The sequence below is a fragment of the Nocardioides palaemonis genome (genome assembly GCF_018275325.1).
GTDB classification, from domain to species: Bacteria; Actinomycetota; Actinomycetes; order Propionibacteriales; family Nocardioidaceae; genus Nocardioides; species Nocardioides palaemonis.
In genome coordinates, this window is sequence record NZ_JAGVQR010000004.1 from 410,048 (window position 1) to 435,393 (window position 25,346).

The 25,346-nt window shown below is 72.7% G+C and carries 23 protein-coding genes and 1 tRNA gene; 11 read left to right on the forward strand and 13 right to left on the reverse strand.

Features of this window, described 5'->3' with window-relative positions:
- Positions 1 to 10: 10 nt before the first annotated feature.
- Together KDN32_RS17595 and KDN32_RS17600 are read right to left on the reverse strand one after the other, a co-directional pair.
- The gene (locus KDN32_RS17595; protein WP_211733550.1) at positions 11 to 925 is read right to left on the reverse strand and encodes a pirin family protein; all 915 of its coding nucleotides are present in this window, start codon (positions 923 to 925) and stop codon (positions 11 to 13) included.
- 170 nt (positions 926 to 1,095) lie between these two features.
- Positions 1,096 to 3,510 carry an FdhF/YdeP family oxidoreductase gene (locus tag KDN32_RS17600; protein WP_307854192.1) on the reverse strand — a complete coding sequence of 805 codons (2,415 nt, stop codon included), beginning with the start codon at positions 3,508 to 3,510 and terminating at the stop codon, positions 1,096 to 1,098.
- Positions 3,511 to 3,587: 77 nt separating this feature from the next.
- Between KDN32_RS17600 and nemA the strand changes: the two genes are divergently transcribed.
- From nemA to KDN32_RS17615, 3 genes are all read left to right on the forward strand, one after another.
- Positions 3,588 to 4,682 (forward strand): N-ethylmaleimide reductase, encoded by a 1,095-nt coding sequence (gene nemA / locus KDN32_RS17605; RefSeq protein ID WP_211733552.1) that lies wholly within the window; start codon positions 3,588 to 3,590, stop codon positions 4,680 to 4,682.
- A gap of 89 nt (positions 4,683 to 4,771) precedes the next feature.
- On the forward strand, positions 4,772 to 6,667 hold the full coding sequence (locus KDN32_RS17610) for an ABC transporter ATP-binding protein (protein WP_211733553.1): 1,896 nt from the start codon (positions 4,772 to 4,774) through the stop codon (positions 6,665 to 6,667).
- Positions 6,664 to 8,586, forward strand: coding sequence for an ABC transporter ATP-binding protein (locus KDN32_RS17615; protein ID WP_211733554.1), 1,923 nt, complete (start codon positions 6,664 to 6,666; stop codon positions 8,584 to 8,586). Before KDN32_RS17610 ends, KDN32_RS17615 begins: the two co-directional genes overlap by 4 nt.
- On the opposite strand, the gene KDN32_RS17620 is transcribed toward KDN32_RS17615, so the two are convergent.
- The 5 genes from KDN32_RS17620 to KDN32_RS17640 form a co-directional block, all read right to left on the reverse strand.
- The gene (locus KDN32_RS17620; RefSeq protein ID WP_211733555.1) at positions 8,583 to 8,777 is read right to left on the reverse strand and encodes a hypothetical protein; all 195 of its coding nucleotides are present in this window, start codon (positions 8,775 to 8,777) and stop codon (positions 8,583 to 8,585) included. The genes KDN32_RS17615 and KDN32_RS17620 overlap by 4 nt on opposite strands.
- A 1-nt stretch (position 8,778) precedes the next feature.
- Positions 8,779 to 10,002: a multidrug effflux MFS transporter gene (locus KDN32_RS17625; protein WP_211733556.1), complete on the reverse strand. Its 1,224-nt coding sequence runs from the start codon at positions 10,000 to 10,002 to the stop codon at positions 8,779 to 8,781.
- Entirely contained in the window at positions 9,999 to 11,831 is a 1,833-nt protein-coding gene (locus KDN32_RS17630) for a glycoside hydrolase family 15 protein (RefSeq protein ID WP_211733557.1), read from the reverse strand. The genes KDN32_RS17625 and KDN32_RS17630 overlap by 4 nt, the downstream gene beginning before the upstream one ends.
- Positions 11,824 to 13,239: a glucose-6-phosphate dehydrogenase gene (gene zwf / locus KDN32_RS17635; RefSeq protein ID WP_211733558.1), complete on the reverse strand. Its 1,416-nt coding sequence runs from the start codon at positions 13,237 to 13,239 to the stop codon at positions 11,824 to 11,826. The genes KDN32_RS17630 and zwf overlap by 8 nt, the downstream gene beginning before the upstream one ends.
- Positions 13,240 to 13,301: 62 nt before the next feature.
- On the reverse strand, positions 13,302 to 14,522 hold the full coding sequence (locus KDN32_RS17640; RefSeq protein ID WP_211733559.1) for a homogentisate 1,2-dioxygenase: 1,221 nt from the start codon (positions 14,520 to 14,522) through the stop codon (positions 13,302 to 13,304).
- 65 nt (positions 14,523 to 14,587) lie between these two features.
- Between KDN32_RS17640 and KDN32_RS17645 the strand changes: the two genes are divergently transcribed.
- The 4 genes from KDN32_RS17645 to KDN32_RS17660 are packed head-to-tail and all read left to right on the forward strand — an operon-like array spanning position 14,588 to position 18,249.
- Positions 14,588 to 15,412: a hypothetical protein gene (locus KDN32_RS17645; RefSeq protein ID WP_211733560.1), complete on the forward strand. Its 825-nt coding sequence runs from the start codon at positions 14,588 to 14,590 to the stop codon at positions 15,410 to 15,412.
- Positions 15,409 to 16,629, forward strand: a complete 1,221-nt coding sequence (gene fahA / locus KDN32_RS17650) for a fumarylacetoacetase (RefSeq protein WP_211733561.1) — start codon at positions 15,409 to 15,411, stop codon at positions 16,627 to 16,629. The genes KDN32_RS17645 and fahA overlap by 4 nt, the downstream gene beginning before the upstream one ends.
- Positions 16,630 to 16,651: 22 nt before the next feature.
- On the forward strand, positions 16,652 to 17,560 hold the full coding sequence (locus KDN32_RS17655) for a phosphodiesterase (RefSeq protein ID WP_211733562.1): 909 nt from the start codon (positions 16,652 to 16,654) through the stop codon (positions 17,558 to 17,560).
- Positions 17,561 to 17,568: 8 nt separating this feature from the next.
- The gene (locus tag KDN32_RS17660) at positions 17,569 to 18,249 is read left to right on the forward strand and encodes a histidine phosphatase family protein (RefSeq protein WP_211733563.1); all 681 of its coding nucleotides are present in this window, start codon (positions 17,569 to 17,571) and stop codon (positions 18,247 to 18,249) included.
- Positions 18,250 to 18,430: 181 nt separating this feature from the next.
- Here KDN32_RS17660 and KDN32_RS17665 read toward each other — a convergent pair whose 3' ends face one another.
- From KDN32_RS17665 to KDN32_RS17680, 4 genes are all read right to left on the reverse strand, one after another.
- Positions 18,431 to 19,771, reverse strand: a complete 1,341-nt coding sequence (locus KDN32_RS17665; RefSeq protein WP_307854193.1) for an MFS transporter — start codon at positions 19,769 to 19,771, stop codon at positions 18,431 to 18,433.
- A complete protein-coding gene (locus KDN32_RS17670; protein WP_249217252.1) occupies positions 19,768 to 20,718 on the reverse strand; it encodes a carbohydrate kinase family protein in 951 nt (316 codons plus the stop codon). Before KDN32_RS17670 ends, KDN32_RS17665 begins: the two co-directional genes overlap by 4 nt.
- Before the next feature lie 7 nt (positions 20,719 to 20,725).
- Entirely contained in the window at positions 20,726 to 21,955 is a 1,230-nt protein-coding gene (locus KDN32_RS17675; protein WP_211733564.1) for an AGE family epimerase/isomerase, read from the reverse strand.
- Between the two features lie 96 nt (positions 21,956 to 22,051).
- Positions 22,052 to 22,133, reverse strand: a tRNA-Tyr gene (locus tag KDN32_RS17680).
- Between the two features lie 85 nt (positions 22,134 to 22,218).
- Here KDN32_RS17680 and KDN32_RS17685 point away from each other — a divergent pair.
- Positions 22,219 to 22,710 carry a YajQ family cyclic di-GMP-binding protein gene (locus tag KDN32_RS17685; RefSeq protein ID WP_211733565.1) on the forward strand — a complete coding sequence of 164 codons (492 nt, stop codon included), beginning with the start codon at positions 22,219 to 22,221 and terminating at the stop codon, positions 22,708 to 22,710.
- Here the strand turns inward: KDN32_RS17685 and KDN32_RS17690 are convergent.
- Together KDN32_RS17690 and KDN32_RS17695 are read right to left on the reverse strand one after the other, a co-directional pair.
- Complete coding sequence (locus tag KDN32_RS17690; protein ID WP_211733566.1) at positions 22,701 to 23,810, reverse strand: tyrosine-type recombinase/integrase; 1,110 nt, start codon at positions 23,808 to 23,810, stop codon at positions 22,701 to 22,703. The genes KDN32_RS17685 and KDN32_RS17690 overlap by 10 nt on opposite strands.
- On the reverse strand, positions 23,803 to 24,267 hold the full coding sequence (locus tag KDN32_RS17695; protein WP_211733567.1) for a helix-turn-helix domain-containing protein: 465 nt from the start codon (positions 24,265 to 24,267) through the stop codon (positions 23,803 to 23,805). The genes KDN32_RS17690 and KDN32_RS17695 overlap by 8 nt, the downstream gene beginning before the upstream one ends.
- Positions 24,268 to 24,373: 106 nt before the next feature.
- Between KDN32_RS17695 and KDN32_RS23015 the strand changes: the two genes are divergently transcribed.
- From KDN32_RS23015 to KDN32_RS17710, 3 genes are all read left to right on the forward strand, one after another.
- Positions 24,374 to 24,568: a helix-turn-helix transcriptional regulator gene (locus KDN32_RS23015; RefSeq protein ID WP_283093585.1), complete on the forward strand. Its 195-nt coding sequence runs from the start codon at positions 24,374 to 24,376 to the stop codon at positions 24,566 to 24,568.
- A 94-nt stretch (positions 24,569 to 24,662) separates the two neighbouring features.
- A complete protein-coding gene (locus KDN32_RS17705) occupies positions 24,663 to 24,962 on the forward strand; it encodes a hypothetical protein (RefSeq protein WP_211733569.1) in 300 nt (99 codons plus the stop codon).
- 40 nt (positions 24,963 to 25,002) lie between these two features.
- Positions 25,003 to 25,320 (forward strand): MarR family transcriptional regulator, encoded by a 318-nt coding sequence (locus tag KDN32_RS17710; protein ID WP_211733570.1) that lies wholly within the window; start codon positions 25,003 to 25,005, stop codon positions 25,318 to 25,320.
- Positions 25,321 to 25,346: the final 26 nt, after the last annotated feature.

The window sequence follows — 25,346 nt, forward strand, 5'->3', positions numbered from 1 at the left end:
ACGGCCGCGGTCAGCGCCGCTCCTTGAGCCGGACGTTGGGCAGGACCGGCGCCGGGATCGGCTCGAGGTCGGTGTCGACCAGCCCGAACCGGCCGTCGCTCATGCCGCCCTCCACCTGCTCCATCCACGCGCGGCGGTGGCCGGCGACCTCGTCGTGGGAGCGGCCGATGAAGTTCCACCACATGACGATCGCCTCGCCGAACGGCGGACCGCCGAGCAGCAGCAGGCGGGCCTCCTCGTGGGCGGTGACGGTGAGCGTGCGGCGCCCGTGCGGGACGTAGGCCAGGTCGCTCGGCTTGATCTCGGTGCCCTCGACCTCGACCACGCCGACGTCGAGCAGGACGCCGTGCTCGAAGGTCTCGTCGACCTCGACCTCGAGGCTCCGACCCGGAGCGAGCATCAGCTCGGCGCCGAGCAGCGGCGTGTGGGTGGGGACCGGCGAGCTCGCGCCGAGCACCTCGCCGAGGAACACCCGCGCCTCCCAGCCCGGCCCGCGGACCGGCTGCGGCGCGTAGTGGTGGAAGCCCGGGTCGGCGTCGCGCGTGGCGTCGGGCAGCGCCACCCACAGCTGCGCGCCGTGCAGGACGGTCGTGGCGTCGGTGGAGACCTCGGTGTGGCTGATGCCGCGTCCGGAGGTCATCAGGTTGAGCTCGCCGGGCCGGACCGTCGCGTGGTTGCCGGCGGAGTCGCGGTGCTCGATCTCGCCCTCGAACAGCCAGCTCACCGTCTGCAGGCCCGTGTGCGGGTGGGGCGCGACCACCATGCCGCCGGTCTGGTCGACCTCGTCGGGGCCGTAGTGGTCGACGAAGCACCAGGCGCCGATCAGCGAGCGGTGGCGCTGCGGGAGCGTACGGCGCACGCGCATCGCGCGGGGGCCCCCGAGCGGGACCTCGCGCGAGGTCAGCACGTCGATCTGCGCGGTCATCGAGCGCCACGCTACCCGCGTCCCGCAATCCGTGGGCAGGTCCCGGGGCGAGGTCCGACTTTGGTCGGAGGCGACCGCCTTTCAGCGATCCCCGGTCAGCCGGGGATCGCTGAACATGTCAGGCCGTGCAGGGCCTGACAAGTTCAGCGAAGGCCTGACCGACCTGCCGGTCAGCTCAGGTGGTGCGGGTCGTCCTGGCGGTTCGAGCCCGAGCCCTGGTCGGGCGAGCCCTGCGAGCCACGGTCGGACGCACCGTTCGTCGCGCCCGCCCTCTCGAGGCGTACGACGACCGACTTGTAGACCGGCTGGTTGCTCTTCTCGGCGGTCGAGTCGAGCGGCACCAGCGGGTTGGCCTCCGGGTAGTAGGCCGCCACGCACCCGCGCGGCTGGTCGTAGGGCACGACGCGGAACGCCTTCGCGGTGCGCTCGACGCCGTCCTTCCACTCGCTGACCAGGTCGACGAGGTCGCCCTCGACGAGCTCGAGGTCGCGCAGGTCGTCGGGGTGGACGAACACGACGCGACGTCCGCCCTTGACGCCGCGGTAGCGGTCGTCGAGGCCGTAGATCGTGGTGTTGAACTGGTCGTGCGAGCGCATCGACTGCAGCAGGAACCGGCCGCGCGGGACATCGAGGACGTCGAGCGGCGTCGAGGTGATGACGGCCCGGCCGCTCTCGGTCTCGAAGACGCGGTTGTCGCGCGGCGGGTGCGGCAGCACGAAGCCGCCGGGCTCGTCGACCTTCTCGTCGTACGCCGCGCAGCCGGGCACGACCCGGGCGATCCGGCGGCGGATCTCGGTGTAGTCGTCGCGGAACGCCGCCCACGGCACCGGCGAGTCCTCGCCGAGCGTGGCGATGGCCATCGAGCAGATGATGTCGACCTCCGAGCGCACGTGCTCCGACGGCGGGTCGAGCGGGCCGTGCGAGGCGTGCACGGCCGACATCGAGTCCTCGACCGTCACGCGCTGCACGCGCCCGCCGGTGAGGTCCTTCTCGCTGCGCCCGAGCGCGGGGAGGATCAGTGCCTCGCCGCCGTGCACGACGTGCGAGCGGTTGAGCTTGGTCGAGACGTGGACGGTGAGGGCGGCGTTGCGCATCGCGGCCTCGGTGGCCTCGGTGTCGGGGGCGGCGCCGACGAAGTTGCCGCCCATGCCGAAGAACACCCGGATCTTGCCGTCGCGCAGCGCCTGGATCGAGCCCACGGTGTCGAGCCCGTGCTCGCGCGGCGGCTCGAAGCCGAACTCGTCGCGGATCGCGTCGAGGAAGTGGTCGGGGACCCGCTCCCAGATGCCCATGGTGCGGTCGCCCTGCACGTTGGAGTGGCCGCGCACGGGGCAGACGCCGGCGCCGGGCTTGCCGATGTTGCCCTGCAGGAGGGCGACGTTGACGATCTCCTTGATCGTGCCGACGGCGTTGTGGTGCTGGGTGATGCCCATCGCCCAGCAGGTGACGGTGGCGGGCGACTCGGCGACCATCCGGGCCGCCTCCGTGATCTGCTCGCGGGTGAGGCCGGTCGACGCCTCGACCTTCGACCAGTCGAGGTCGGCGACGTGGGCGCGGTAGTCGTCGAAGCCGGTCGTGTACTGCTCGAGGAAGTCGTGGTCGAGCGCGTCCCACTCCACGAGCAGCGAGCCGACGGCCTGGAAGAAGGCGAGGTCGCCGTTGAGCCGGATCGGCAGGTGCAGGTCGGCCACCGGCGTGCCGACGGTGAGTCCCTTGGGCGTCTGCGGGTTCTTGAACCGGACCAGCCCGGCCTCCTGCAGCGGGTTGACCGAGATGATCTTCGCGCCGCGGGACTTGGCCTCCTCCAGCGCCGAGAGCATGCGCGGGTGGTTGGTGCCGGGGTTCTGCCCGACGACCAGGATCAGCTTGGCCTGGTGGATGTCCTCGAGGCTGACCGAGCCCTTGCCGATCCCGATGGTCTCGCTGAGGGCCGAGCCGGACGACTCGTGGCACATGTTCGAGCAGTCGGGCAGGTTGTTGGTGCCGAGGCTGCGGGCGAAGAGCTGGTAGACGAACGCGGCCTCGTTGGAGGTCTTGCCGGACGTGTAGAAGGTCGCCTGGTCGGGGTCCTCGAGGCGCTGGAGGTGGCCGGCGATGGTGGCGAACGCGTCGTCCCAGGTGATCGGCTCGTAGTGGGTGGCACCCGGCCGCAGCACCATCGGCTCGGTGATCCGGCCCTGCTTGCCGAGCCAGAACTCGGTGCGCTCGGCGAGGTCGGCGACGGAGTGGGCGGCGAAGAAGGCGCGGTCGAGGTGCTGGCGGGTCGCCTCCTCGGCCACGGCCTTGGCGCCGTTCTCGCAGAACTCCGCGGGGTGCCGGTGGCCGGGCGCGGGGTCGGGCCAGGCGCAGCCCTGGCAGTCGAAGCCACCCACCTGGTTGAGGCGGGTCAGCGACGCGGCGGTGCGGCGTACGCCCATCTGCCCGATCGCGCGACGCATCGCGACCGCGACGGCAGTGGCGCCCGCCGCGGCGTGGGAGGTCGACTCGACCTCCACGTCGTCCTCGTCGATGTCGTGGGTGGGCACCTGCCGGGCCTCGTTGCGGAGCCGGGCCGGTACGTCTCGCAGCTGGGAGAGGAGCGTCACGCTTCCCATAGTGCCCCACGGTGTGATCCGGGCAACCACCCGGAATAGGGGTCACCCCCAGGTCGTTGCCGCCAGTCATGCCTTCGTTGTTCGAACCCCTCGACCTCGGCGCGGTGATGATCCCGAACCGCGTCCTCATGGCCCCGCTCACCCGGATGCGGGCGACCCCGCCCGGCGACGTCCCGAACGCGCTGATGCGCGACTACTACGTCCAGCGCGCGAGCGCCGGGCTGCTGGTGTCGGAGGGCACCCAGATCAGCCCCGAGGGCAAGGGCTACATGGACACCCCCGGCATCCACAGCGCCGAGCAGGTCGCCGGCTGGCGGCAGGTCACCGACGCGGTGCACGAGGCCGGCGGGCTGATCGCGGCCCAGCTGTGGCACACCGGGCGGGTCTCGCACGAGTCCTTCCACGACGGGCAGCCGCCGGTCTCGGCCAGCGCGATCCCCTACCGCAACCGCACGACGGTGCGCGGCGAGGACGGCCGGCCGACCCGCGTGGCGTGCCCGACGCCGCGCGCCCTCGCGCTCGACGAGCTGCCGCGCGTCGTCGACGACTACCGCCGCGCGACCGTCAACGCGCGGGAGGCCGGCTTCGACCTCGTCGAGATCCACGGCGCCCACGGCTACCTGCTCCACCAGTTCCTCGCCGCGGACGCCAACCAGCGCGACGACGAGTACGGCGGTGCGCTGGCCCACCGGGCGCGGCTGATGCTCGAGGTGGTCGACGCCGTCGTCGACGCCTGGTCCGCCGACCGGGTCGGCATCCGGATCTCGCCGATCGGGTCCTTCAACGGCACCGAGGACCCCGAGGGCGCCGAGGCCGGCCTCTTCGTCGCCGGTGAGCTCGGCCGGCGCGACCTCGCCTTCCTGCACCTCTCGGAGCCCGACTGGGCCGGCGGCCCCGAGCTCGACGACGACTACCGCCGCGCCCTGCGCGCGGCGCACCCGGGCCCGATCGTCGGCGCCGGCGGCTACGACCGCGCCAAGGCCGACCGGCTGCTCGAGGCCGGCCTCATCGACGCGGCCGCGTTCGGCCGGACGTTCATCGCCAACCCGGACCTGCCGCGGCGCCTCGCCGAGGACCTCCCGCTCAACCCGCAGCGCCCGGAGACCTTCTACGGCGGCGACGCCGAGGGCTACACCGACTACCCGGAGCACGGCGCCGCCTGACCCGGTGCGCACCCTCGGGGTGGCGCGCCCCACACCGGCCGTAATCGGGTCGTGCCGGTGTGGGGCGGCCGCCTAGGGTCGTCCTCGACATGCAGGACTTCCCTCCCCGGGTCGCGACGTTCTTCACCGGCACCGACGACGCGCCCAGCCCGGACCCCGACACCCGTTCGCCCGCAGCCTTCCTCCGGTGGGTGCTGGGGCAGCAGAAGGCGCTCATCGCGCTGTCGTCGCTCTGCTACGCCCTGTGGTTCCTGCCGATGACGCTCGGCCCCTGGATCTTCGGCCGGGCGGTCGACCAGGGCATCGTCGGCGGCTCGACGACCGCCCTCGTCGGCTGGGCCGCCCTGCTGCTCGGCGTGGTGGTCGTCGGAGCGGTGTTCGGGATCGTGTCGCACACGCTCGTGGTGCGCAGCTGGCTGGTCGGCCTCTACGGCACCCTCGAGATGGTCACCCGCAAGGTGGCGCAGATGGGGCACGTGCTGCCCCGGCGCTCTCCCACCGGCGAGGTGCTGAGCGTCGCGTCGAGCGACTCCGACGAGTTCGGCGCGCTCACCGAGATCGTGGCGCGGGCGCTCGGCCAGCTGGCGTCGTACCTCACCGTCGCCACGATCGTGCTCACCATGTCGTGGCAGCTCGGCGTGCTCACCCTGGTGGCCGCGCCGGTCCTGCTGGGCGCGGCGCTCCCGCTGCTCCGGCCGCTGCACCGCCGCCAGCAGGTCGAGCGCTCACGCACCTCCGACCTGACCTCGCTGGCCACCGACATCGTGGCCGGCCTGCGCATCCTGCGCGGCATCGGCGGCGAGCAGACCTTCGGCGCCAACTACGACCGGCAGTCGCAGTCGGCCAAGCGCGCCGGCGTCGCCGCCGGCATCTGGCAGGCCGCGGTCGAGGCCGTCGGCGTGCTGCTCTCCGGCGTCTTCCTGGTCGCGCTGGTCTGGCTCGGCACCCGCGAGGTCGAGCGCGGCACGCTCACCGTGGGCGAGCTGATCACCTTCCTCGGCTACGGCCTGTTCATGGTCGGCCCGATCCGCACCTTCTTCGAGCTCGCCCAGAAGGGCACCCGCTCGCTGGTGAGCGCCCGCAAGGCGATCGCGATCCTCGAGCAGCGCCCGCCGTGGCGCGACGCCGAGGCACCCGTGGCGCTCGACGGCACCGCTGCGCTGCACGACACCGCGAGCGGCCTCACCGTCCCGCCCGGCCTGCTGACCGTCGTGGTCAGCGCCGTGCCCGAGCAGAGCGCGGCGCTGGCCGACCGGCTCGGTCGCTACCTCCCCGCCGACACCGAGCCCGTCGCGGCCGAGGAGGAGGACGGCCTCAAGGGCCGCGCCGCCCGTCGCTCCCGCGCGGCCCGCGCCCAGGAGCGCGCCCGCATCGCCGCGCTCGACGAGGAGCGCGCCGGCCGGGCGTGGGGCGTCACCCTCGGCGGCGTCGACCTGTCGCGCGCCGCGCTCGACGACGTACGCCGCCAGGTGCTGGTGAGCGACACCTCGAGCCAGCTCTTCGCCGGGACGCTCCAGGACGCCGTCGACCCGCACGGCCGACTCACCCGCGAGCAGGCGGAGCACGCGCTGCGGGTGGCCAACGCCGAGGACGTCTACGACGCGCTGCCGGAGGGCTGGCAGGGCCAGCTCGACGAGCGCGGCCGTGGCCTGTCCGGCGGCCAGCGCCAGCGGGTCGTGCTGGCCCGCGCGGTCGCGGCCGACCCGCCCGTGCTGGTGCTGGTGGAGCCGACGTCCGCAGTCGACGCGCACACCGAGGCCCGCGTCGCCGAGCGGGTCGCGGAGACCCGCCGCGGGCGTACGACCGTGGTGACCACCGTGTCGCCGCTGTGGCTGCACCACGCCGACCACGTCGTCCTGCTCCACGACGGCACCGTCGTCGCCGAGGGCCGGCACGCCGACCTGCTCGCCGGCGACCCCGACTACCGCCGCGTGGTGGCCCGCGCGCTCGACGACGACCTCGATGGCCAGGAGGTCGCCCGGTGACCACCGACCTGCTCGCCACCTCGGCAGAGACCTGGCGCGACCGCACCGACGACCCGCCCGTGATCCCCGACGCGCTGCGCCCGCCACAGGGCGGGAGCATCCGCGAGCGGCAGCGCGCGCTGTGGCAGCGCCACGACCTGCGTCGCCAGCGGGCCGAGGACGTCTACGCCGCGTCCCGCAACCCGGTCCGCGGCTGGCCCGTCTCGGGCAACCGGGCGGTGCTTCACTTCTTCGCCGACCTGGTGCGCAGCAAGAAGAGGTCCTTCGCCCTGCTCGTGCTGCTCAACGCCCTCGCGGCCGCGTCCGCCCTGGTCGTCCCGCGGCTGCTCGGCGCACTGGTCAACCGGGTCGAGCAGGGCTCGGCGGTCGCCGGGCTCGACACCCTCGCGCTCACCGTCGTCGGGGTGGTGGTGCTGCAGGCGCTCTTCACCTTCGGCGCCCAGCGCACCTCCACCCACTTCGGCCAGGACCTGCTCGCCTCCGCCCGGGAGTACGTCGTCGGCACGATCCTGCGGCTGCCGGTCGGCCGGGTGGAGGGCGCCAGCACCGGTGACCTGGTCACCCGCGTCACGCGCGACGTCGGCACCATGGCGCGCTCGGTGCAGTGGGGCGTCCCGCGGCTGCTGATCTCGCTGCTCACCGTCGTGCTCTCGGTCGTGGCGATGCTGCTCAACTCGCTCGTCCTCGCCGTGCCGGCGCTGGTGGTCTTCGCGCTCTGCACGCCCGCGGTGCGGACCTACCTGCGGCGCGCGCCCAAGGCGTACATCACCGAGGGCGCGACGTACTCGCGGATCAACACGACGCTCACCGAGACCGTCGAGGGCGCGCGGACCGTCGAGGCGCTGGGCCTCTCCCGTGCCCGGGTGCGCGCTGGGAGCGACGACATCGAGGTGTCGGCGCAGGCCGAGCGCTACGGCATGACGCTGCGCAACGTGCTCTTCGCGGCCCTCAACGGCGCCTTCCAGGTCCCGCAGGTGGTGACCCTGGTGGTCGGCGCGTGGGGCTACAGCCAGGGCTGGGTCGACCTCGGCCAGATCACCGCCGCGATGCTCTACGTCGTCGCGCTCGGCGAGCCGCTCGACGCCGTGATCGGCGAGGTCGACCGGCTGCAGGTCGGCGCCGCGTCCACCAGCCGCCTGCTCGGCATCGCCGAGGTGCCGCCGGACCGCGAGGCCGGCGACCGGCTCCCCGACGGCGTCGAGCTGGTCGGCGAGGACCTGCGCTTCGCCTACCGCGAGGGCCACGACGTGCTGCACGGCGTCGACCTGCGGCTGCGCACCGGCGAGCGGCTCGCGGTCGTCGGGCCGAGCGGCTCGGGCAAGTCGACGCTGGGCCGTCTGCTGTCGGGCATCAACCGGCCCCGCACCGGCTCCGCGCGCGTCGGCGGCGTCGACCTGGTCGACCTGCCGCTGGAGGTGCTGCGCACCGAGGTCGCGCTGGTGACCCAGGAGCACCACGTCTTCATCGGCACGGTCCGCGACAACGTCGTGCTCGCCCGCGAGGCGTCCTCCGACGACGCGGTGCGCGAGGCGCTGCGGGCCGTCGGCGCGCTCGGCTGGGTCGAGCGCCTGCCCGACGGCCTCGACACCACGATCGGCTCCGGCCGGCAGTCGCTCACGCCCGCCCAGGCCCAGCAGGTCGCGCTGGCCCGGCTGATCATCGCCGACCCGCACACCCTCGTCCTCGACGAGGCGACGTCGCTGATCGACCCGCGCACCGCCCGCACGCTCGAGGGCTCGATGAACAGCCTGCTCGAGGGACGTACGGTCGTCGCGATCGCCCACCGGCTGCACACCGCGCACGATGCCGACCGGATCGCGGTCGTCATCGACGGCCGGATCGTCGAGCTCGGCAGCCACGACGAGCTGCTCGGCCTCGACGGCGAGTACGCCGCGCTCTGGCGGGCCTGGACCTCCTAGCGCTGCGAGGTCCGCTGGTCGAGGAACGACGGAACCGTGTCACGAGACCGAGGTCCCGGGTCTCGTGACGGTCGCTGCGCGACCTCCTCGACCAGCGGGAGGTGCGCGACCTCCTCGACCAGCGGGAGGTGCGCGACCTCCTCGACCAGCGGGGGCGGCTCGACCTCCTCGACCAGCGGGAGCGCGGGCAAGTCAGCGGCGCGAGGCGTGCTGGTGCCAGCGCCAGCAGCCCCAGCCGAGGAGCACGCAGACGGCGGCCGCGACGGCGAAGCCGAGCACCGAGCGACCGGCGTAGGGCGCGAGCAGCGCGGCGCTGGCGGCGTTGAAGACGAGCGTCACGAACGAGGCCGCGGACATCACGGCACCGCGACGCGTCGGCACCAGGTCGAGCATCAGGAGCTGGATGTTGGGGTAGGCCAGGCCGTTGCCGAACGCGACCAGCGACACCCCGACCACCGCCCAGGGAAGCACCGCGCCGGCGGGGGTCAGCGCGATCGCGACGCCGAGGAGCGCGCCGGCGGTGCTGACGGCGTAGCCGATCGACACCAGCCGGCTGCTCGTCACCAGCCGGCCGTAGCGGCCGCTGGCGACCGAGCCGACCACCATCGCGCCGATCATCGGGACGAAGAGCTTCCAGAAGTCGAGCTCGCCCTCGCCGAGCAGGTCGACCACGAGGATCGAGGCGCCGCCGATGTAGAGGAACTGCGCGCCGAAGACGAAGGTGCCCGCCCACGCCATCCGGTGGAACGCCGGCACCCGCGCGACGGCGGCGAGCCCGCCGAGGATCTCCCCGACCCGCAGGGGCGTACGCCGCTCGCGCGGGTGGCTCTCGGGCAGCAGGGCGAGCGAGGCCGCGACGAGGACCAGCGCCATGGCGGCCATGAACCAGAAGACCGTTTCCCAGGGCCCGACCTGGACGAGCAGCCCGCCGACGACCGGCGCGATGGCCGGCGCGACCCCGAAGATCACCGCGACCTGGCTCATCATCCGCTGCGCCTCGGGTCCGTCGAAGAGGTCGCGGATGATGGTGCGGCTGACGATCGTCGAGCCGCCGGCGGCGAGGCCCTGCACCACCCGCCCGAGCAGCAGCAGCTCGAGCGAGGTGGCGAACGCGCAGGCGACCGACGCCACCGCGTAGACCGCGAGCGAGCCGAGGATCACCGGGCGCCGGCCGATCGCGTCGGAGAGCGGCCCGTGGAAGATGCTCATCGCCGCGAAGGCGAGCATGTAGGCCGTGACGACGAGCTGGAGCTGGCCGGTCGAGGCGTCGAGGGCGCGGCCCATCGACGTGAACGCCGGGAACGGGGTGTCGATGCTGAACGGGCCGATCATCGACAGCATCGCCAGCACCAGCGGGATGCCGACCGCCACCCGGAAGGGCCGAGCCTGCCGGGCGGTCTGCGTCGGTGAGGTCACCGGCCGAGGCTACGGTCCAGGTTGATGACGGCGCTCACCAGGCTCAGGTGGGTGAAGGCCTGGGGGAAGTTGCCGAGCTGCTCGCCGTTGAGGCCGACCTGCTCGGCGTACTGCCCGAGGTGGTTGGCGTAGGTGAACATCTTCTCCAGCGCGAGGCGCGCCTCGTCGTGCCGACCGGAGCGGGTGAGCGCCTCGACGTACCAGAAGGAGCAGAGCGAGAAGGTGCCCTCGCCCGCCTCGTCGCCGTCCCCGACGCCGTCGTCGAACGTCTCGGCGTCGTAGCGCAGGACGAGGCTGTCGGTGACCAGCCGCTCCTCGATGACGGCGAGGGTGGACAGGAAGCGGGGGTCGTCGGGGGCGACCATCTTCACCATCGGCATCAGCAGCGTGCCGGCGTCGAGCACGTCACCGCCGGCGAACGCCGTGAACGCCCCGAGCTCGTCGTTCCAGCAGTCGGTCATCACGCGCTCGTAGATCGCGTCGCGGGTGGCCGCCAGCTCGGTGAGGTCGCCGGGCAGGCCACGACGGCGCGCGATCCGCATCATCCGCTCCACCGCGACCCAGCACATGACGAGCGAGGTGGTGTGGGTGCGCGGCTCGCCGCGGATCTCCCACATGCCGGCGTCGGGCCGCTCCCAGTTGTCGACCAGCCAGCCGACGATGCGGGTGAGGTCGGTCCACGCGTCGTGGCTGATGCCGCGGCTGTGCTTGTCGTAGAGGTAGACCGAGTCGATCAGCTCGCCGTAGACGTCGAGCTGGAGCTGGTCGACGGCCTGGTTGCCGACGCGGACCGGCCGCGAGCCGCGGTGGCCGGCGAGGTGGTCGAGCTCGCGCTCGTGCGGGATGTCGCCGTCGAGGTCGTAGAGCACCCGCAGCGGACCGAGCCGCTCGGCCTCCTCACCGTCGTCGGCCGCCTCCCCGAGGCGCTCGGACAGGAACCGCACGAACGCCGACGCCTCGTCGGTGAAGCCGAGCCGGAGCAGCGCGTAGACGCTGAACGCGGCGTCGCGGACCCAGACGAAGCGGTAGTCCCAGTTGCGCGACCCGCCGATCGTCTCGGGCAGGCTCGTCGTCGGGGCGGCGACGATGCCGCCACTGGGTTCGTGGCAGAGCAGCTTGAGGGTCAGCGCCGAGCGGTCGACCCACTCGCGCCAGCGACCGGTGTACGTGCTCTGCGCGAGCCAGCCGCGCCAGAACGCCGCCGTGGCGTCGAAGAGCTCCTCGACGTCGGCCTCGCAGCACCCGCGTGACTCCTCGTCGGGCGCCAGCACCTCGAGCACGAACAGCACCGCCTCGCCGGCCTCCAGCGCGACGTGCGCGGTCGCGGCGTGGTCCTCGACGTCGAGGTCGGTGGTGCTCGACAGCGCGAGGTGCACGTCGCCGTCGGCGAACCGGACCACGCCGTCGTGCACGTCGAGGTCGGGGTCGGTGGCGCCGTAGTCGGGCCGCGGTGCCATGTGCATGGTGAGGTCGACCGAGCCCCGCAGGCCGACCACGCGACGCACCAGACGCTGGTGGTGGTCGGGGTCGTGGGCGCGCAGCACCGGCATGAAGTCCTGCACCTCGACCACGCCCTGCTCGGTCATGAAGCGGGTGACGAGGATGTTGGTCTCGGGGTGGTAGTACTGCTGGCTGCGCGCCTCGGGGTCGTCGGGGCCGAGCCGCCACGCACCCGCGTCCGGGTCGAGCACCGCGGCGAAGACGCTGGGTGCGTCGAAGCGGCCCGGGCAGAACCAGTCGATCGTGCCGTCGGTCGCCACCAGGGCGGCGGTCCGCAGGTCGCCCACCAGGCCGTGGTCGGCGATGTGCGGGCCGTCGTGCTCAGGCATCCTCGCCCCCGAGTCGCCAGCCGCCCGGCGGCAGGTCGAGCGCCGCGTCGGGGCCCCAGGACCCCTGCTCGTACGGCAGCGGGGCGGGGCGCTCGTCGAGGACCGGCTGGCAGATCTCCCAGAGCCGGCGGGTCTCGTCGGCGTGCGCGAACAGCGTGTGGTCGCCCTCCATCACGTCGAGCAGCAGCCGCTCGTAGGCCTCGAGGGGGTCGTCGTCGGGCAGCTCCTCGCCGAGGTCGAGGCGCATCGTGGCCGGGGCGAGGTCCATCTCGGGGCCGGGCCGCTTGCCGAGCAGGTCGACGTGGACCTGCGCCTCGTCGGTGAGCTCGAGGACCAGCTCGTCGACGGCGGGCACCGTGCCGAAGACGGTCGAGTCGGGCTCGCGGAAACGCAGCGTCACCGTGCGCCGGGTCTCGGCCATCGCCTTCCCGGTGCGCAGCAGGAACGGCACGTCGCGCCACCGGTCGTTGTCGACGAAGGCCTCCAGCGCGACGAAGGTCTCCACGTCGGAGTCCTCGTCGACGTCGTCCTCGTCGCGGTAGCCGTCGTACTGCCCGAGCACGACACGCGACGGGTCGAGGGGGCGTACGTCCTGGAAGACCGCGGCGCGGGCGCGGCGCACGGCGTCGGCCGACCACTCCCCCGGGTCCTCCAGCGCGACCGCGCCGAGGATCTGGAACAGGTGGGTGGAGACCATGTCGCGCAGGGCGCCGGTGGACTCGTAGAACGAGCCGCGGCCCTCCATGGCCAGCGTCTCGGGCACGTCGACCTGCACCGACGCGATGCTGCGCCGGTCCCACGCGGGCTCGAAGAGCGCGTTGGCGAAGCGGAGGGCCAGCAGGTTCTGCACGGCCTCCTTGCCGAGGAAGTGGTCGATGCGGAAGACCTGCTCCTCGTCGAAGACCTCGTGGACGTCGTGGTCGAGCTCCTCGAACGACTCGAGGTCGAGCCCGAACGGCTTCTCGATGACCAGACGGGCCCGCTCGGCGAGGCCCTCGCGCCCGAGCATCGCGACCATCCCGGACATCGCGGTCGGGGGGACCGAGAGGTAGACCAGGCGGCGTACGTCGTCGCCCAGGCCGTCCTCGACCTCGCGCACGTGGGCCGCCAGGTCGGAGCCGTCGTCGGCGTCGGAGGTGCGGAAGGAGACCCGCTCGAGCAGGTCGCGCACCAGGTCGTCGTCGAGGTCGTCGACGCTCTCGCGCAGTCCGTCGCGGACCTCGTCGCGGAAGTCGTCGTCGCTGCCGGGCGAGTGCCGCCCGCTGCCGATCACGGCGTAGTCGTCCGGCAGGCGGCCCGCCGCCGCGAGCCGGTAGAGGCCGGGGAAGAGCTTGCGCGCGGCGAGGTCGCCGCGCGCACCGAAGAGGAGGAGGACGTGAGGCGGCAGCGCCGCGCCGGGGCTCGTCATGCCTCCGACGCTAGAGGCCACCCGAAGGGGCGGGACCGCCCCCGCGGGTGGACCGGGGCGGGTCAGGAGTTGCTGTAGACCGCCGGGCCGCCGTCGCCGTCCGCGGCGTCCGGGCCACGCCCGGCCCACGTCCACGCGTACGCCGGGTCCTCGACCGCGCGGCCGCCCTCGCCGAGCTCGAGCGGGGCGAAGGTGTCGACCATGACCGCCGACTCCTCGAAGTACTGCACGCCCAGCGACGCCTCGATCGCGCTCGGCTGCGGGCCGTGGGCGTGGCCGCCGGGGTGCAGGCTGATCGAGCCGATGCCGATGCCCGAGCCCTTGCGCGCCTCGTAGTCGCCGCCGACGTAGAACATCACCTCGTCGGAGTCGACGTTGGAGTGGTAGTAGGGCACCGGGATGGCGAGGTCGTGGTAGTCGACCTTGCGGGGCAGGAAGTTGCAGATCACGAAGTTCCAGCCCTCGAAGACCTGGTGCACCGGCGGCGGCTGGTGGACCTTGCCGGTGATCGGCATGTAGTCCTCGATGTTGAACGTGTAGGGGTAGAGGCAGCCGTCCCAGCCGACCACGTCGAACGGGTGCGTGGCGTAGGTGAAGCGGGTGCCGACGACGCCCGCGCTGGTGCGGTGCTTGACCAGCACCTCGACGTCGGTGCCCTGCGCCAGATGCGTCTCGGTCGGACCGTGCAGGTCGCGCTCGCAGTAGGGCGCGTGCTCGAGCAGCTGGCCGAAGCGGGAGAGGTAGCGCTTGGGCGGGTGGATGTGGGAGTTGGCCTCGATCGCGTAGAGCCGCGACGGCTCGGCCGGCACCCAGCGGTGGTCGGTGGCGCGCGGCACCACGACGTAGTCGCCGGCGCGGTAGGGGACGACGCCGAAGACCGTCTCGACCGTGCCGCTGCCGGACTCGACGAAGACGCACTCGTCGCCGATCGCGTTGCGGTAGAGCGGGGACGGCTCCGTGCCGGTGACGACGTAGGCGATGCGGACGTCGTTGTTGCCCAGCACCAGGCGGCGGCCCTCGACCGGGCAGCTCCCGGTCTCCAGGTCGTGGAGCTTGAGGTGGCGCGGCTTGAGCGGGTGGTTGGGCGTCCGCGACTGGTCGGGCAGCTCCCAGACCTGGCTGTCGACGATCGCGCTCGGCACGCCGCGGCGGTAGAGCAGGGAGGAGTCGGAGGAGAAGCCCTCCTCGCCCATCAGCTCCTCGCGGAAGAGGTGGCCGTCGTCGTCGCGCAGCTGGGTGTGGCGCTGCCGCGGCAGCCGGCCGAGTGCTCGGTAGTGGGCCATGGGCCTGCTCCGTCCGTCCGATCATCGGACACTTTCGTCCGCTATCTGGTGGCTAGAGTAGCCCCGTGACCCCCGACCCTGCACCCCTCGTGTCCGACCCGTGGCGCGGCCTGGTCGACGACGCCGCGATCTTCCCGCCGGGCGACGCCCCGCTCCACGAGGCGACCGCGACCTACGCCGCACGCCGCGAGGAGTGGTACGCCGCCCTGGTCGGCACGTTCGTCCTGCGCGACACCGACCTCCCGCTGGTCCGCGGCTTCGGCGGACCGCTGTCCGTCGTGGTGACCGGTGGCGCGGGCCAGCTCGCCGGCCCGCTCGGCGCGGCCGCCCGCCTCGGCCTCGACGTCGCCGCGGTCGAGATCGCGCTGCGCGACCCCGACGACCTGGTCGGCAACGTGCGGCGCGTCGACGCCGCCGCCCGCGCGGCAGAGGTCGAGGTGCCGCTCTTCGTCGAGGTCCCCGGGCCACCGACGCCGGCCTGGCTCGCGGCCGCTGACGAGGTGGCTGCGCTCGGCCACCGGCTCAAGCTGCGGCTGGGCAACGTCGACCACGACCTGGTCCCCGACTCCGCCACCGTCGCCGCCTGGGTCGACGCCGCGCTCGACCGGGAGACGCCGTTCAAGGCCACCGCCGGGCTGCACCGCGCCGTCCGCCACGACCCCGAGGGCGGCGGCGCGCACGGCTTCCTCAACCTGCTGGCCGCGACGCAGCTGCTCTGGGACGGTGGTTCGGTGGGCGACGCGACCGACGTGCTCGAGCAGCGCGACGGCCCGACCCTCGCCGCCACCGACCTGTCCTCGGCCCGCCGCTGGATGACCTCGTTCGGCTCCTGCTCGGTGACCGAGCCCCTCGACGACCTCATCTCCCTCGACCTGCTGGAGGCACCATGACCACCCCACCCGCCACCTGGGTCGAGGGAGCCGCCGGCTCCGGCTTCGACGTCGACCACCTGCCCTACGGCGTCTTAGCGCGCTCGGGCGAGCGGCCCCGCGTCGCGGTGCGGATCGGCGACTTCGTGCTCGACCTCAGCGTGGTCGCCGCCGCCGACATGGTCGACACGCACGCACTGTTCGACCAGCCGTCGCTCAACCCGTTCATGGCCGCCGGCCCCGCCGTCTGGGACTCGACGCGCGCCTGGGTGACCGGCCTGCTGACCGACCAGACCGAGCGCGACCTCGTCGAGCCGGCGCTGGCCCCGATCGGCTCGGTGACGATGCTGATGCCCTTCGAGGTGGGCGACTACGTCGACTTCTACGCCTCCGAGCACCACGCCTCCAACGTCGGCCGGATGTTCCGCCCCGACGCCGAGCCGCTGCTGCCCAACTGGAAGAACCTCCCGGTCGGCTACCACGGGCGCTCCGGCACCGTCGTGGTCTCCGGCACCGACGTCACGCGACCCTGCGGCCAGCGCAAGGCGCCGACCGACGACCTGCCGACCTACGGCCCCTCCCAGCGCCTCGACATCGAGGCCGAGCTCGGGTTCGTCGTCGGCGTGCCGTCCGCGATGGGCGAGCGGGTCGCGACCGCCGACCTCGCGCGGCACACCTTCGGCGTCGTCGGGCTCAACGACTGGTCGGCGCGCGACATCCAGGCGTGGGAGTACGTCCCGCTCGGCCCGTTCCTCGGCAAGTCGTTCGCCACGTCGATCAGCGCGTGGGTCACCCCGCTCGCCGCCCTGTCCGCCGCGTGGACCGACCTGCCCGGCCAGGACGACCCGCCGGTGCTCGACTACCTCCGGGTCGAGGGTCCGGCCGGGCTCGACATCGACGTCGAGGTGGTCCTCGACGGGGAGGTCGTCGCCCGTCCGCCCTACCGCACGATGTACTGGTCGCCCGCCCAGATGCTCGCCCACACCACGGTCAACGGCGCGAGCCTCCGCACCGGCGACCTCTGGGCCTCGGGCACGATCTCGGGCCCCGAGCCCGACCAGCGCGGGTCGCTGCTCGAGCTCAGCTGGGGCGGCAAGGAGCCGTTCACCGCGGCCGGTCGCGAGCGCACCTTCCTCGAGGACGGCGACCAGGTGACCCTGCGCTACTCCGCGCCGGGCGTGCTCGGCGGCCGGATCACCCTCGGCGAGGTGACCGGGCGGGTGCTGCCGGCCCGCTGACCCGGGTCCTAGGCTGGCCGGCGTGAGACAGCTCGGCCAGTACGCCCCTCCGCGCCACGTCGTCGCGCACCTCTCCGACCCGCACCTCCTCGGCGGCGGGGAGCTGCACTACGGCGTCATCGACAACACCGCCCACCTGCGTCGCGTGCTCGAGCGGCTCGCGGCGGTCCGGCCGGCACCCCAGGTCATCGTCTTCACCGGCGACCTCGCCGACCGCGCCGAGCCCGAGGCGTACGCCACCCTGCGCGCCGTCGTGGAGCCGGCGGCCGCGGCGATGGGGGCGACCGTCGTCTGGACGATGGGCAACCACGACGAGCGTGCGCCCTACGCCCGGGCGCTCTTCGACTCCGACGACGACGGCTGCCAGGACCGCGTCCACGACGTCGACGGTCTGCGGATCGTGGCGCTCGACAGCAGCGTCCCGGGCTACCACCACGGTGAGCTCACGCCCGACCAGCTGGCCTGGCTGGCCGACGTGCTCGCCACGCCGGCCGAGCACGGCACGCTGCTGGCCCTGCACCACCCGCCGCTCCCGCTGCCGATGGTGCGCGCGGCGGAGCTGATCGAGCTGCGCGACCAGCAGGCCCTCGCCGACGTCATCGCCGGGACCGACGTGCGCGGCGTCATCGCCGGCCACCTCCACCTGACCACCTGGTCGACGTTCGCCGGCGTGCCCGTGTCGGTCGCATCGGCCAGCTGCTACACCCTCGACCCCGCGCCGGTCGACCGCTTCGTGTCGGGGGTCGACGCGGGCCGGTCCTTCACGATGATCCATGCCTACGACGACCGGCTGGTCCACACGCTGGTCCCGCTCGAGCGCGGCACGGAGGTCAGCAGCCTCGGGACCGACATCGAGGAGGCGCTCGAGACGATCCCGCTGGAGCAGGCGATCGAGCTCGCGTCGTCGAAGACCTCGTCGTTCAACAACTAGGAGGCGTCGTGCGACTGCTGCTCATGCGCCACGGCCAGACCCACGCCAACGTCTCCGGTGAGCTCGACACCGCCCACCCGGGCCTCGACCTGACCGACCTCGGCCGCGCCCAGGCCGAGGCGGCCGCCCGTGCCCTCGCCGACGAGCGGATCGACGCCGTCTACGTCTCGAGCCGGGTACGCACGCACCAGACCGCCGCCCCCACCGCGCTCGCGCGTGGCCTCGAGCCCGTCCAGCTCGACGGCCTCGAGGAGGTGCAGGCCGGCGACTTCGAGATGCGCAAGGACCACGACGCGGTCGCCGGCTACATCGAGACCGTCGCCGCCTGGCTCGAGGGCGACCTGGGCCGCCGGATGCCCGGCGCGGAGACCGGCGAGGAGTTCCTCGCCCGGTTCGACGCCGCCGTGCGCACCATCGTCGACGCCGACCACGACGCCGCGCTGCTCGTCAGCCACGGCGCCGCGCTGCGTACGTGGGCCACCACCCGGATGACCCCGCACCCCGACGCTCCCCCGGCCACCCAGCCGCTGCACAACACCGCGCTCATCGTCCTCGACGGCGACCCCGACGCCGGCTGGGAGATGGTGTCGTGGCAGGGCCACCCGGTCGGTGGTGACCTGCTCGAGGACCCCGCCGCCGAGGACCCCACCGGCGACCTCGACGCCGACGGGGACGGCGAGCTCGGCTGACGTCCTGCTCGCTCGCTCGGTTGGGCGGTGTCCCACCCACACTTCCTGCCCGGGGAATGTGGCTCAGCCACCGCCATCGGACGGTCGCTCGTGCGCCACGCCGGCAGCGGTGCTACACCGACATTCCGGGCTCGCGAAATGTGGCTCAGCCACCGCGCCCGACGCCTACACCTCGGCGCGGCTAGACGCCCTCGGTGCCGATGCCGGGGTGCACGAACGGCTGCCCGGCCCTCATCTGCTCGATCGAGCCGGGGTGGAGCCGATCGAGGTGGGCGAGACCGCGGCGGCGGTAGCGCAGGATCTGCCAGATGCCGAAGGCCCAGAAGAGGTACTGCACGGACAGAGCGAGCTTGAAGTCGCCGAGGTCGTAGGCGTCCATCCCGCCGGGCTGGGCGAGGTCGAGGACCACACCGATCAGGGCCATGGTCAGCAGCGAGGCGGTGAAGCCTCCGACGTTGACCAGCCCGTTGGCCCGCCCGATCGCGTGGGCCGGGGTGAACGAGCGGGCCAGGTCGAAGGCGACCATCGAGGCCGGGCCTCCGCTGGCGGTGGCGAAGGCCATCACGACGACGAGCCACACCGGCGCGGCGCCGGGCCACAGCAGCACGGCCGTCCACGGCACGACCATCGCCATCACGACGCCGATCACGATGAACGAGCGGTAGTAGGGCAGCCGGGCGACCAGCCGGGCCAGCACCAGACCGCTCACGACCGCCCAGGCGGTCATCGCCATCAGCAGCGTGCTCGCCTCGCCCGCGCTCCAGCCGAGGCCCTGGACGAGGAACGGGTAGCCCCACAGCAGCGTGAAGACGGTGGCGCCGAACTGGGAGGTGAAGTGCGACCACATCCCGAGGCGGGTGCCGGGGTTGCCCCAGACCGTACGCACCGACTCGGCGAGCGCGCGCAGCTTGACCGCGACGACCTCGTCGCGGCGGTAGGGCGAGTCCTTCACCAGCAGGAGCACCGCGACCAGCAGCACGACGCCGACGCTCGAGGTGAGCGCGAAGGCGCGGGTCCAGCCGAGCTGGTGGAGCAGGAACGAGAGCGGGCCGGCCGCGACGATCGCGCCGAGCTGGCCGGTGAGCCCGGTGAGCTGGGTGACCAGCGGCGCCTGGCGGACGAGGAACCACACGGTGACCAGGCGGATCACGCTGACGAAGATCATCGCGTCGCCCGCGCCGACCAGGGCGCGAGCGGCCACGGCGGTGGCGAACGAGCTCGCGAAGGCGAACGCCAGCTGGCCGGCCGTCATCAGTGCCAGTCCGGACAGCAGCATGACCCGGGAGCCGAAGCGGTCGAGCAGCACGCCGACCGGCACCTGCATGCCGGCGTAGACGATGAGCTGGAGGACGGTGAACGTCGCCAGGCTGGTGGCGTTGATGCCGAACCGGTCGGCGGCGATGATGCCGGCGACGCCGAGCGAGCTGCGGTGGAAGACCGCGAGCACGTAGACCGCGAGCGCGACGAGCCAGATCACCCAGGCCCGACGCTTCCCGATGTCGTGGACCTGCTCGGGGTTCACTCCTGGTCCGCCCCGGTGCCGAGGGCCGCGGACAGCTCGGCGCGCGACGGCGGGTCGGCGCCCGGTCGCGAGACGTTGATCGCGGCGCCGACGGCGGCGGCCATCACCGCGCCGAGGACGTCGCGGTCGGAGAGGCCGCGGAGGACGGACGCGCCGTCGCGACCGCGTACGCCGAGGGCGAGGAGGGCGTCGACGAGCACGCCGCTGAAGGTGTCGCCGGCACCGACCGTGTCGGCCACCGCGACCGGCACGCCGGGCACCTCGAGCACGGTCCCGTCGGGGCGGACGGCGACCGCGCCGTCGCCGCCGCGGGTGACCACCACCAGGCCGGGGCCCTGCGTGGCCCAGCGGGTCGCGACCGCGACGTGGTCGTCGTCGGGGTGGAGCCAGGCGAGGTCCTCGTCGCTGACCTTCACGACGTCGGAGAGCGTCACCAGCTCCTCGACCCGAGCGACGACGGGTGCGCGGTCGGGGGTGAGGACGGGGCGGGCGTTGGGGTCGAGGGAGACGACCGCGTGGCCGCGGTGGGCGCGCACCGCCTCCAGCACGGCGTCGGCGCCGGGCGCGAGCACGGTGGCGATCGAGCCGACGTGGAGCACGTCGCGCGGCTCGTCGGCCACGGTCGGCAGGTCCCACTCGAGGTCGAAGACATAGCTCGCGGCGCCCTGCTCGTCGAGGGTGACGGTGGCGCTGGACGTACGTCCGCCCGCCGGCGCGTGGGCCTCGACCTCGACGCCGCTCCGCTCGAGCCAGGCGCGCACCAGGCGGCCGCGCTCGTCGTCGCCGAGGACGGTGACCAGGCGGACGTCGCGGTCGAGCCGGCCGAGCGCGATCGCCACGTTGGCCGGGCTGCCGCCGGGCAGGTCGCGCGGGCGGCCGTCGTCGTCGGGCACCACGTCGACGAGCGCCTCGCCGACGACCAGGATGCGGGGCTGCTCGTCGGTCATGGGGACATCATGCCGTCGCCGGGCCGCCGAGGAACCGGGCGGTCCCCGCGGCGAGACCGGGCGCCAGCGGCAGTCGAGGCAGGAGCGTGGCCTGCACCGCGTGGTAGAGGTCGGGCTTGCCCGGCCAGACGGTCGCAGCGGGTCGGTTGGCGGGGTCGAGCTCGTGGCGCCACGAGCCGCGCTCGAGGTCGCGGACGTGGGCGTCGACGTACGCCCACCACTCGGCGTACCGCGCGGCGTACGCCGCCTCGCCGGTGCGGCGGTGGAGCGCGGCCGCGGCGCCGATCGCCTCGGCGACGACCCAGTGGAAGCGCTGGCGCACGACCGGCGTGCCGTCCCAGTCGGTGGTGTAGACGAAGCCGGGCGCACCGTCGGCGGACCACCCGTCCGCGACGGCCCGGTCGAAGAGCAGCCGCGACGTCTCCAGCAGCCCGGAGGGGGCGTCGTCGCCGAGGATGGCCTCGACGTGCAGCAGCAGCCGCGACCACTCCAGGCCGTGCCCGACGGTCGCGCCGAACGGCTTGAAGGGGTCGTCGGGGCGGTCGCGGTTGAGCTCGAGGTCGGGGGTCCAGTCCGGGCCGAAGTGCTCGGGGAGCCGGCCGTCGTACGTCGCGGCGAGGTCGACGGCGAGGCTCGAGAGCCGCGCCGCGCGCTCGTGCCAGACGCGGTCGCCGGTGGCGTCGCCGGCCGCGAGCATCGCCTCGACCGAGTGCATGGCGGAGTTGAGGCCGCGATAGTCGTCGGGTGCGGTCCACGCGCGGTCCCAGGCGTCGAGGACGCGGCCGGTCGGCTCGTCCCAGAAGCGCTGCTCGAAGACGGAGGTGGCCTCGGCGAGCAGGGCCTCTCCCCCGTCGATGCCGGCGGTGGCGGCGGTCGCGCCGGCGAGCACCACGAACGCGTGGGCGTAGCCCGCCTTCTCGGCGTCGACGGGCGAGCCGTCCGGGCCGACGGCGGCGAACCAGCCGCCGTGCTCGTCGTCGCGCAGCACGCCGGTGAGCCCGCGCAGCGCCCCGGCGGCTGTCTCCGCGCTGCCCGCGACCCCGAGCAGCGCGCCGAGGCCGAAGACGTGGACGGTGCGGGCGGTGATCCACGTGTGCACCGGACGCGCGAGGTCGGGGGCACCGCCGTCGTCGAGCCAGGCCGCTCCGCCGAGGGGGTGGACCACGCGGTCGCCGAAGGACAGGAGGCGGCGCAGCTCGGCGTCGAGCCACGCGTCGTCGGGAGGTGCCGTGCTCACCCGGGCAGTCAAGCACCCGCGTGCGGCCCGCACGACCCCCGGACGCACGAGGACCCCCGTCGCACGACGGGGGTCCTCGTCCCTGGATGTCTCCAGTGGCAGGTAGAGGATTCGAACCTCTGTAGGCAATGCCGGCTGATTTACAGTCAGCTCCCTTTGGCCGCTCGGGCAACCTGCCGGGCCGTGCGGAAGAATAGCAAGGCACGGACTTCACCACGAATCGCCGGGGCACCTCCGGGAGGCCCCTCAAGGAGGCAACACACATGGCTGACTCGAGCTTCGACATCGTGAGCAAGCTGGACCGCCAGGAGGTCGACAACGCCCTGAGCCAGGCCGCCCGCGAGATCGCGACCCGCTTCGACTTCAAGGGCACCGGGGCCAGCATCGAGTGGAAGGGCGAGAAGGCGATCGAGATCACCGCGTCCGCCGACGACCGCGCCAGCGCGGTGCTCAGCGTCTTCCAGGACAAGCTGATCAAGCGCAACCAGAGCCTGAAGATCCTCGACGCCTCCGACCCGCGCCAGTCCGGGCAGGTCTCCAAGATCGACATCACGCTCAAGGAGGGCATCACCTCCGAGGACGCCAAGAAGATCTCCAAGCTGATCCGCGACGAGGGCCCCAAGGGCGTCAAGGCGCAGGTGCAGGGCGAGGAGCTGCGGGTGTCGTCGAAGAAGCGCGACGACCTGCAGGCCGTCCAGCAGCTGGTGAAGTCGCAGGACTACGACTTCGCGGTGCAGTTCACCAACTACCGCTGAGACTGCAGGTCAGCGGGGTCGAGAATGCCCTGAGTCCGCACAGGGTCCGCGGAAACCCAGAGAGATGCCGCTGCGGCCCTCGTGCGGTCCTCAGCCTTGGGCCACAGGTGCGAGTACGTGTTGAGGGTGATCGTCGGCGACGAGTGCCCGAGTGCGTGCTGGACCGTCACCACGTCGCAGCCGTCGGCGATCAAGCCGGAGGCGTAGAAGTGGCGCAGGTCGTGCAGGGTGAACTCGTCCATACCGACCTTGCTGCGCACGCCGCGCCAGAGGTTGCCCGCGGAGTTGCGGTTGAGAAGCGTGCCGACGCCGAACAGCCAGCACTCCTCGCCCCACGCGTAGGACGCCTGGACGGACAAAACCTGCACGAGCTCGTCGGTGATGTAGACCGTCCGGGCGGACCCAGCCTTGGGAGGCACGATCTTGGTGTCGGTTCGCGTCTTGCCCTGCACTTGACGCCGCACGCGGATCTCCCTGCGCAGGTAGTCGACGTCGCCGACCTGTAGGCCGGCCGCCTCCCCCAGGCGCAGCCCGGCATAGGCGCACACCGCGACGAAGCCGACAAAGGTCGGATCGTGCGACGACTCGCGGGCGAGCGCGACCTGCTGTGGGGTCGGGATCACCATCGCCACCTCAGCGCGCGGCGCCTTGGGCAGCCTTACGCCGTCGGTGGGCGCCTCTCGGATGACCTTGTCCCGCACGGCCGCGCGGAACGCCATGTGCACGTAGTTGTAACGCATCTTCGTCGTGCTGGGAGCCAGAGTGTCGGCCATCGACTTGACCCACGCCTCGGCGTGCGAACGCAGGATCTGACGCATGGGCAGCGATCCAAACGGAACGGATGCGGCGGCCTGCTGGGCGGCCTCGAGCGTGCCGTCCGCCCATACCTGTCTGGCCGACCAGTCGGCGAACCACTCCGCAAACGTCAGCTTGCCGTGGCGGGGGTCAATCCAGTCGCCGCGAACCATCCCGGCCGTCTCGGCGTCGAGCCACGCCTGCGCGTCGGCCTTCCGGTCGAAGTGCTTGGCGCGCTCCCGCCCGGCGGGGTCGCGGTAGCGCGCGCGGTACTTGCCATTCGGGCGCTTCTTGATGCTAGCCATGAGCACCCGTCTCGTGTCCGGCGATCTCCGTCTTGTGACGGGCGCTCTCGGCCTCCAGGCGGTGCAGAGCGTCAGAAAACTCGGCCTCGGCTTGGGCAAGTTGCTGTTCGGTGGCAGCGGCGACAGCGCGAGCCGAGTTGAGGTGAGTCGTCAAAACCTCGACCCGTCGTGCCTTCTCCCTGGCTTCGGCGCGCGCGGCTTCCAGCGGGCTGGGAGCGCCGCTCTTGGGGAGGAGCGACTCCAGTGATACGCCGAGGATCTGAGCGAGCACCACGAGCTCGTTGAGTCGGATCGGCCGACGGCCCGCCTCGAGCTTCGCCACGGTGGTCTGGTGCATCTCGACGCCACGCGCACTGAGGCGCCGCGCGAGATCTGCCTGCGTCATGCCCACGTCGCCCCGCAGTCGAGCGACCTCTCGGCCAGCGATCTGCTCGGCAGTCAACTCTTCATTCTCCACGCGCACAGACACTACATGCGTCAGGTGCTTGCCAACAGTCCCGGCGGCGATTAACTTGGTAAGCGCAGGAAGCAAGCCACGCCTATGCGCCAGGAGAACGACAGCCATGGAAGCTGCAGATCCCATCCTCCGAATCGAAGCAGTGTCTGAGATGACAGGCGTCCCCGAGGGGACGCTGCGGTACATGCGCAGCAAGAAGATCGGCCCGCGCTCGGCCAAGCTCGGCCGGCGCATCGTCTACCGCAAGTCCGATGTCGAGGCGTGGGTCGAGGCCCAGTTCGCCAAGGCGGTCGGCGAGTGACCGAGCAGGAGCGCCAGTGGGCGCTCTTCCTCGTCCTCAACGGCAAGGGCATGGCTGCCCGCAAGACCACCACCGCGAGCAAGTAGGAGACCCCATGTCCGACCAGAGCACCACCACCGAGACCCCAAAGACCCCCGACTCCGTCAACGAGCTGACCGAGCTGGGCGAGTTCATCCAGAATCACGGCACCACGACCTTCGACGGCGTCATCGGCACCGAGGTCAAGCTCATCGGTCTGTCGCACGAGTCGAGCGAGGACCACTGCTCGGCCAGCCACTACCCCGCGGGCGAGGGCTGGGTCTGCGACGAGTACGAGCGCGGCCTGCACATCGGCATCGCCTGGCTCAAGGACCAGGTCGAGCTCCACGGCGCCCGCGCCGTCGCCGGTGACTGAGGCGGCCGGGTCGAAGTTTCGCACGCGCTACACCGACGCCTTGTGGGCCCAGAACGCGCTCAAGCCCAACGAGCTGCTCGTCGCGCTGGTGTACGCGAAGTACGCCGGCGCCACCGACCCCAGAACGCAGGAGCGCGCGGCCGAGGACATCGCGTGGGTGACCTGGGCCGAGCTCTCGGAGCGCACCAAGATCCGGTCGAAGACGGGACTCAACAACGCCGTCAAAGGCCTCGTCGCCGGCGGCTGGCTCGAGCAGGTCGAGCCCCGACGACAGCACCGCGCGCCTCGCTACCGGCTCACCTTCCCGGCCAACCCAGAGGTACGCGAGACGTACTTCTGCGAGGAGGCGGCGTCGTGATTGCAGAGGTCCGCCTCGTGGACATC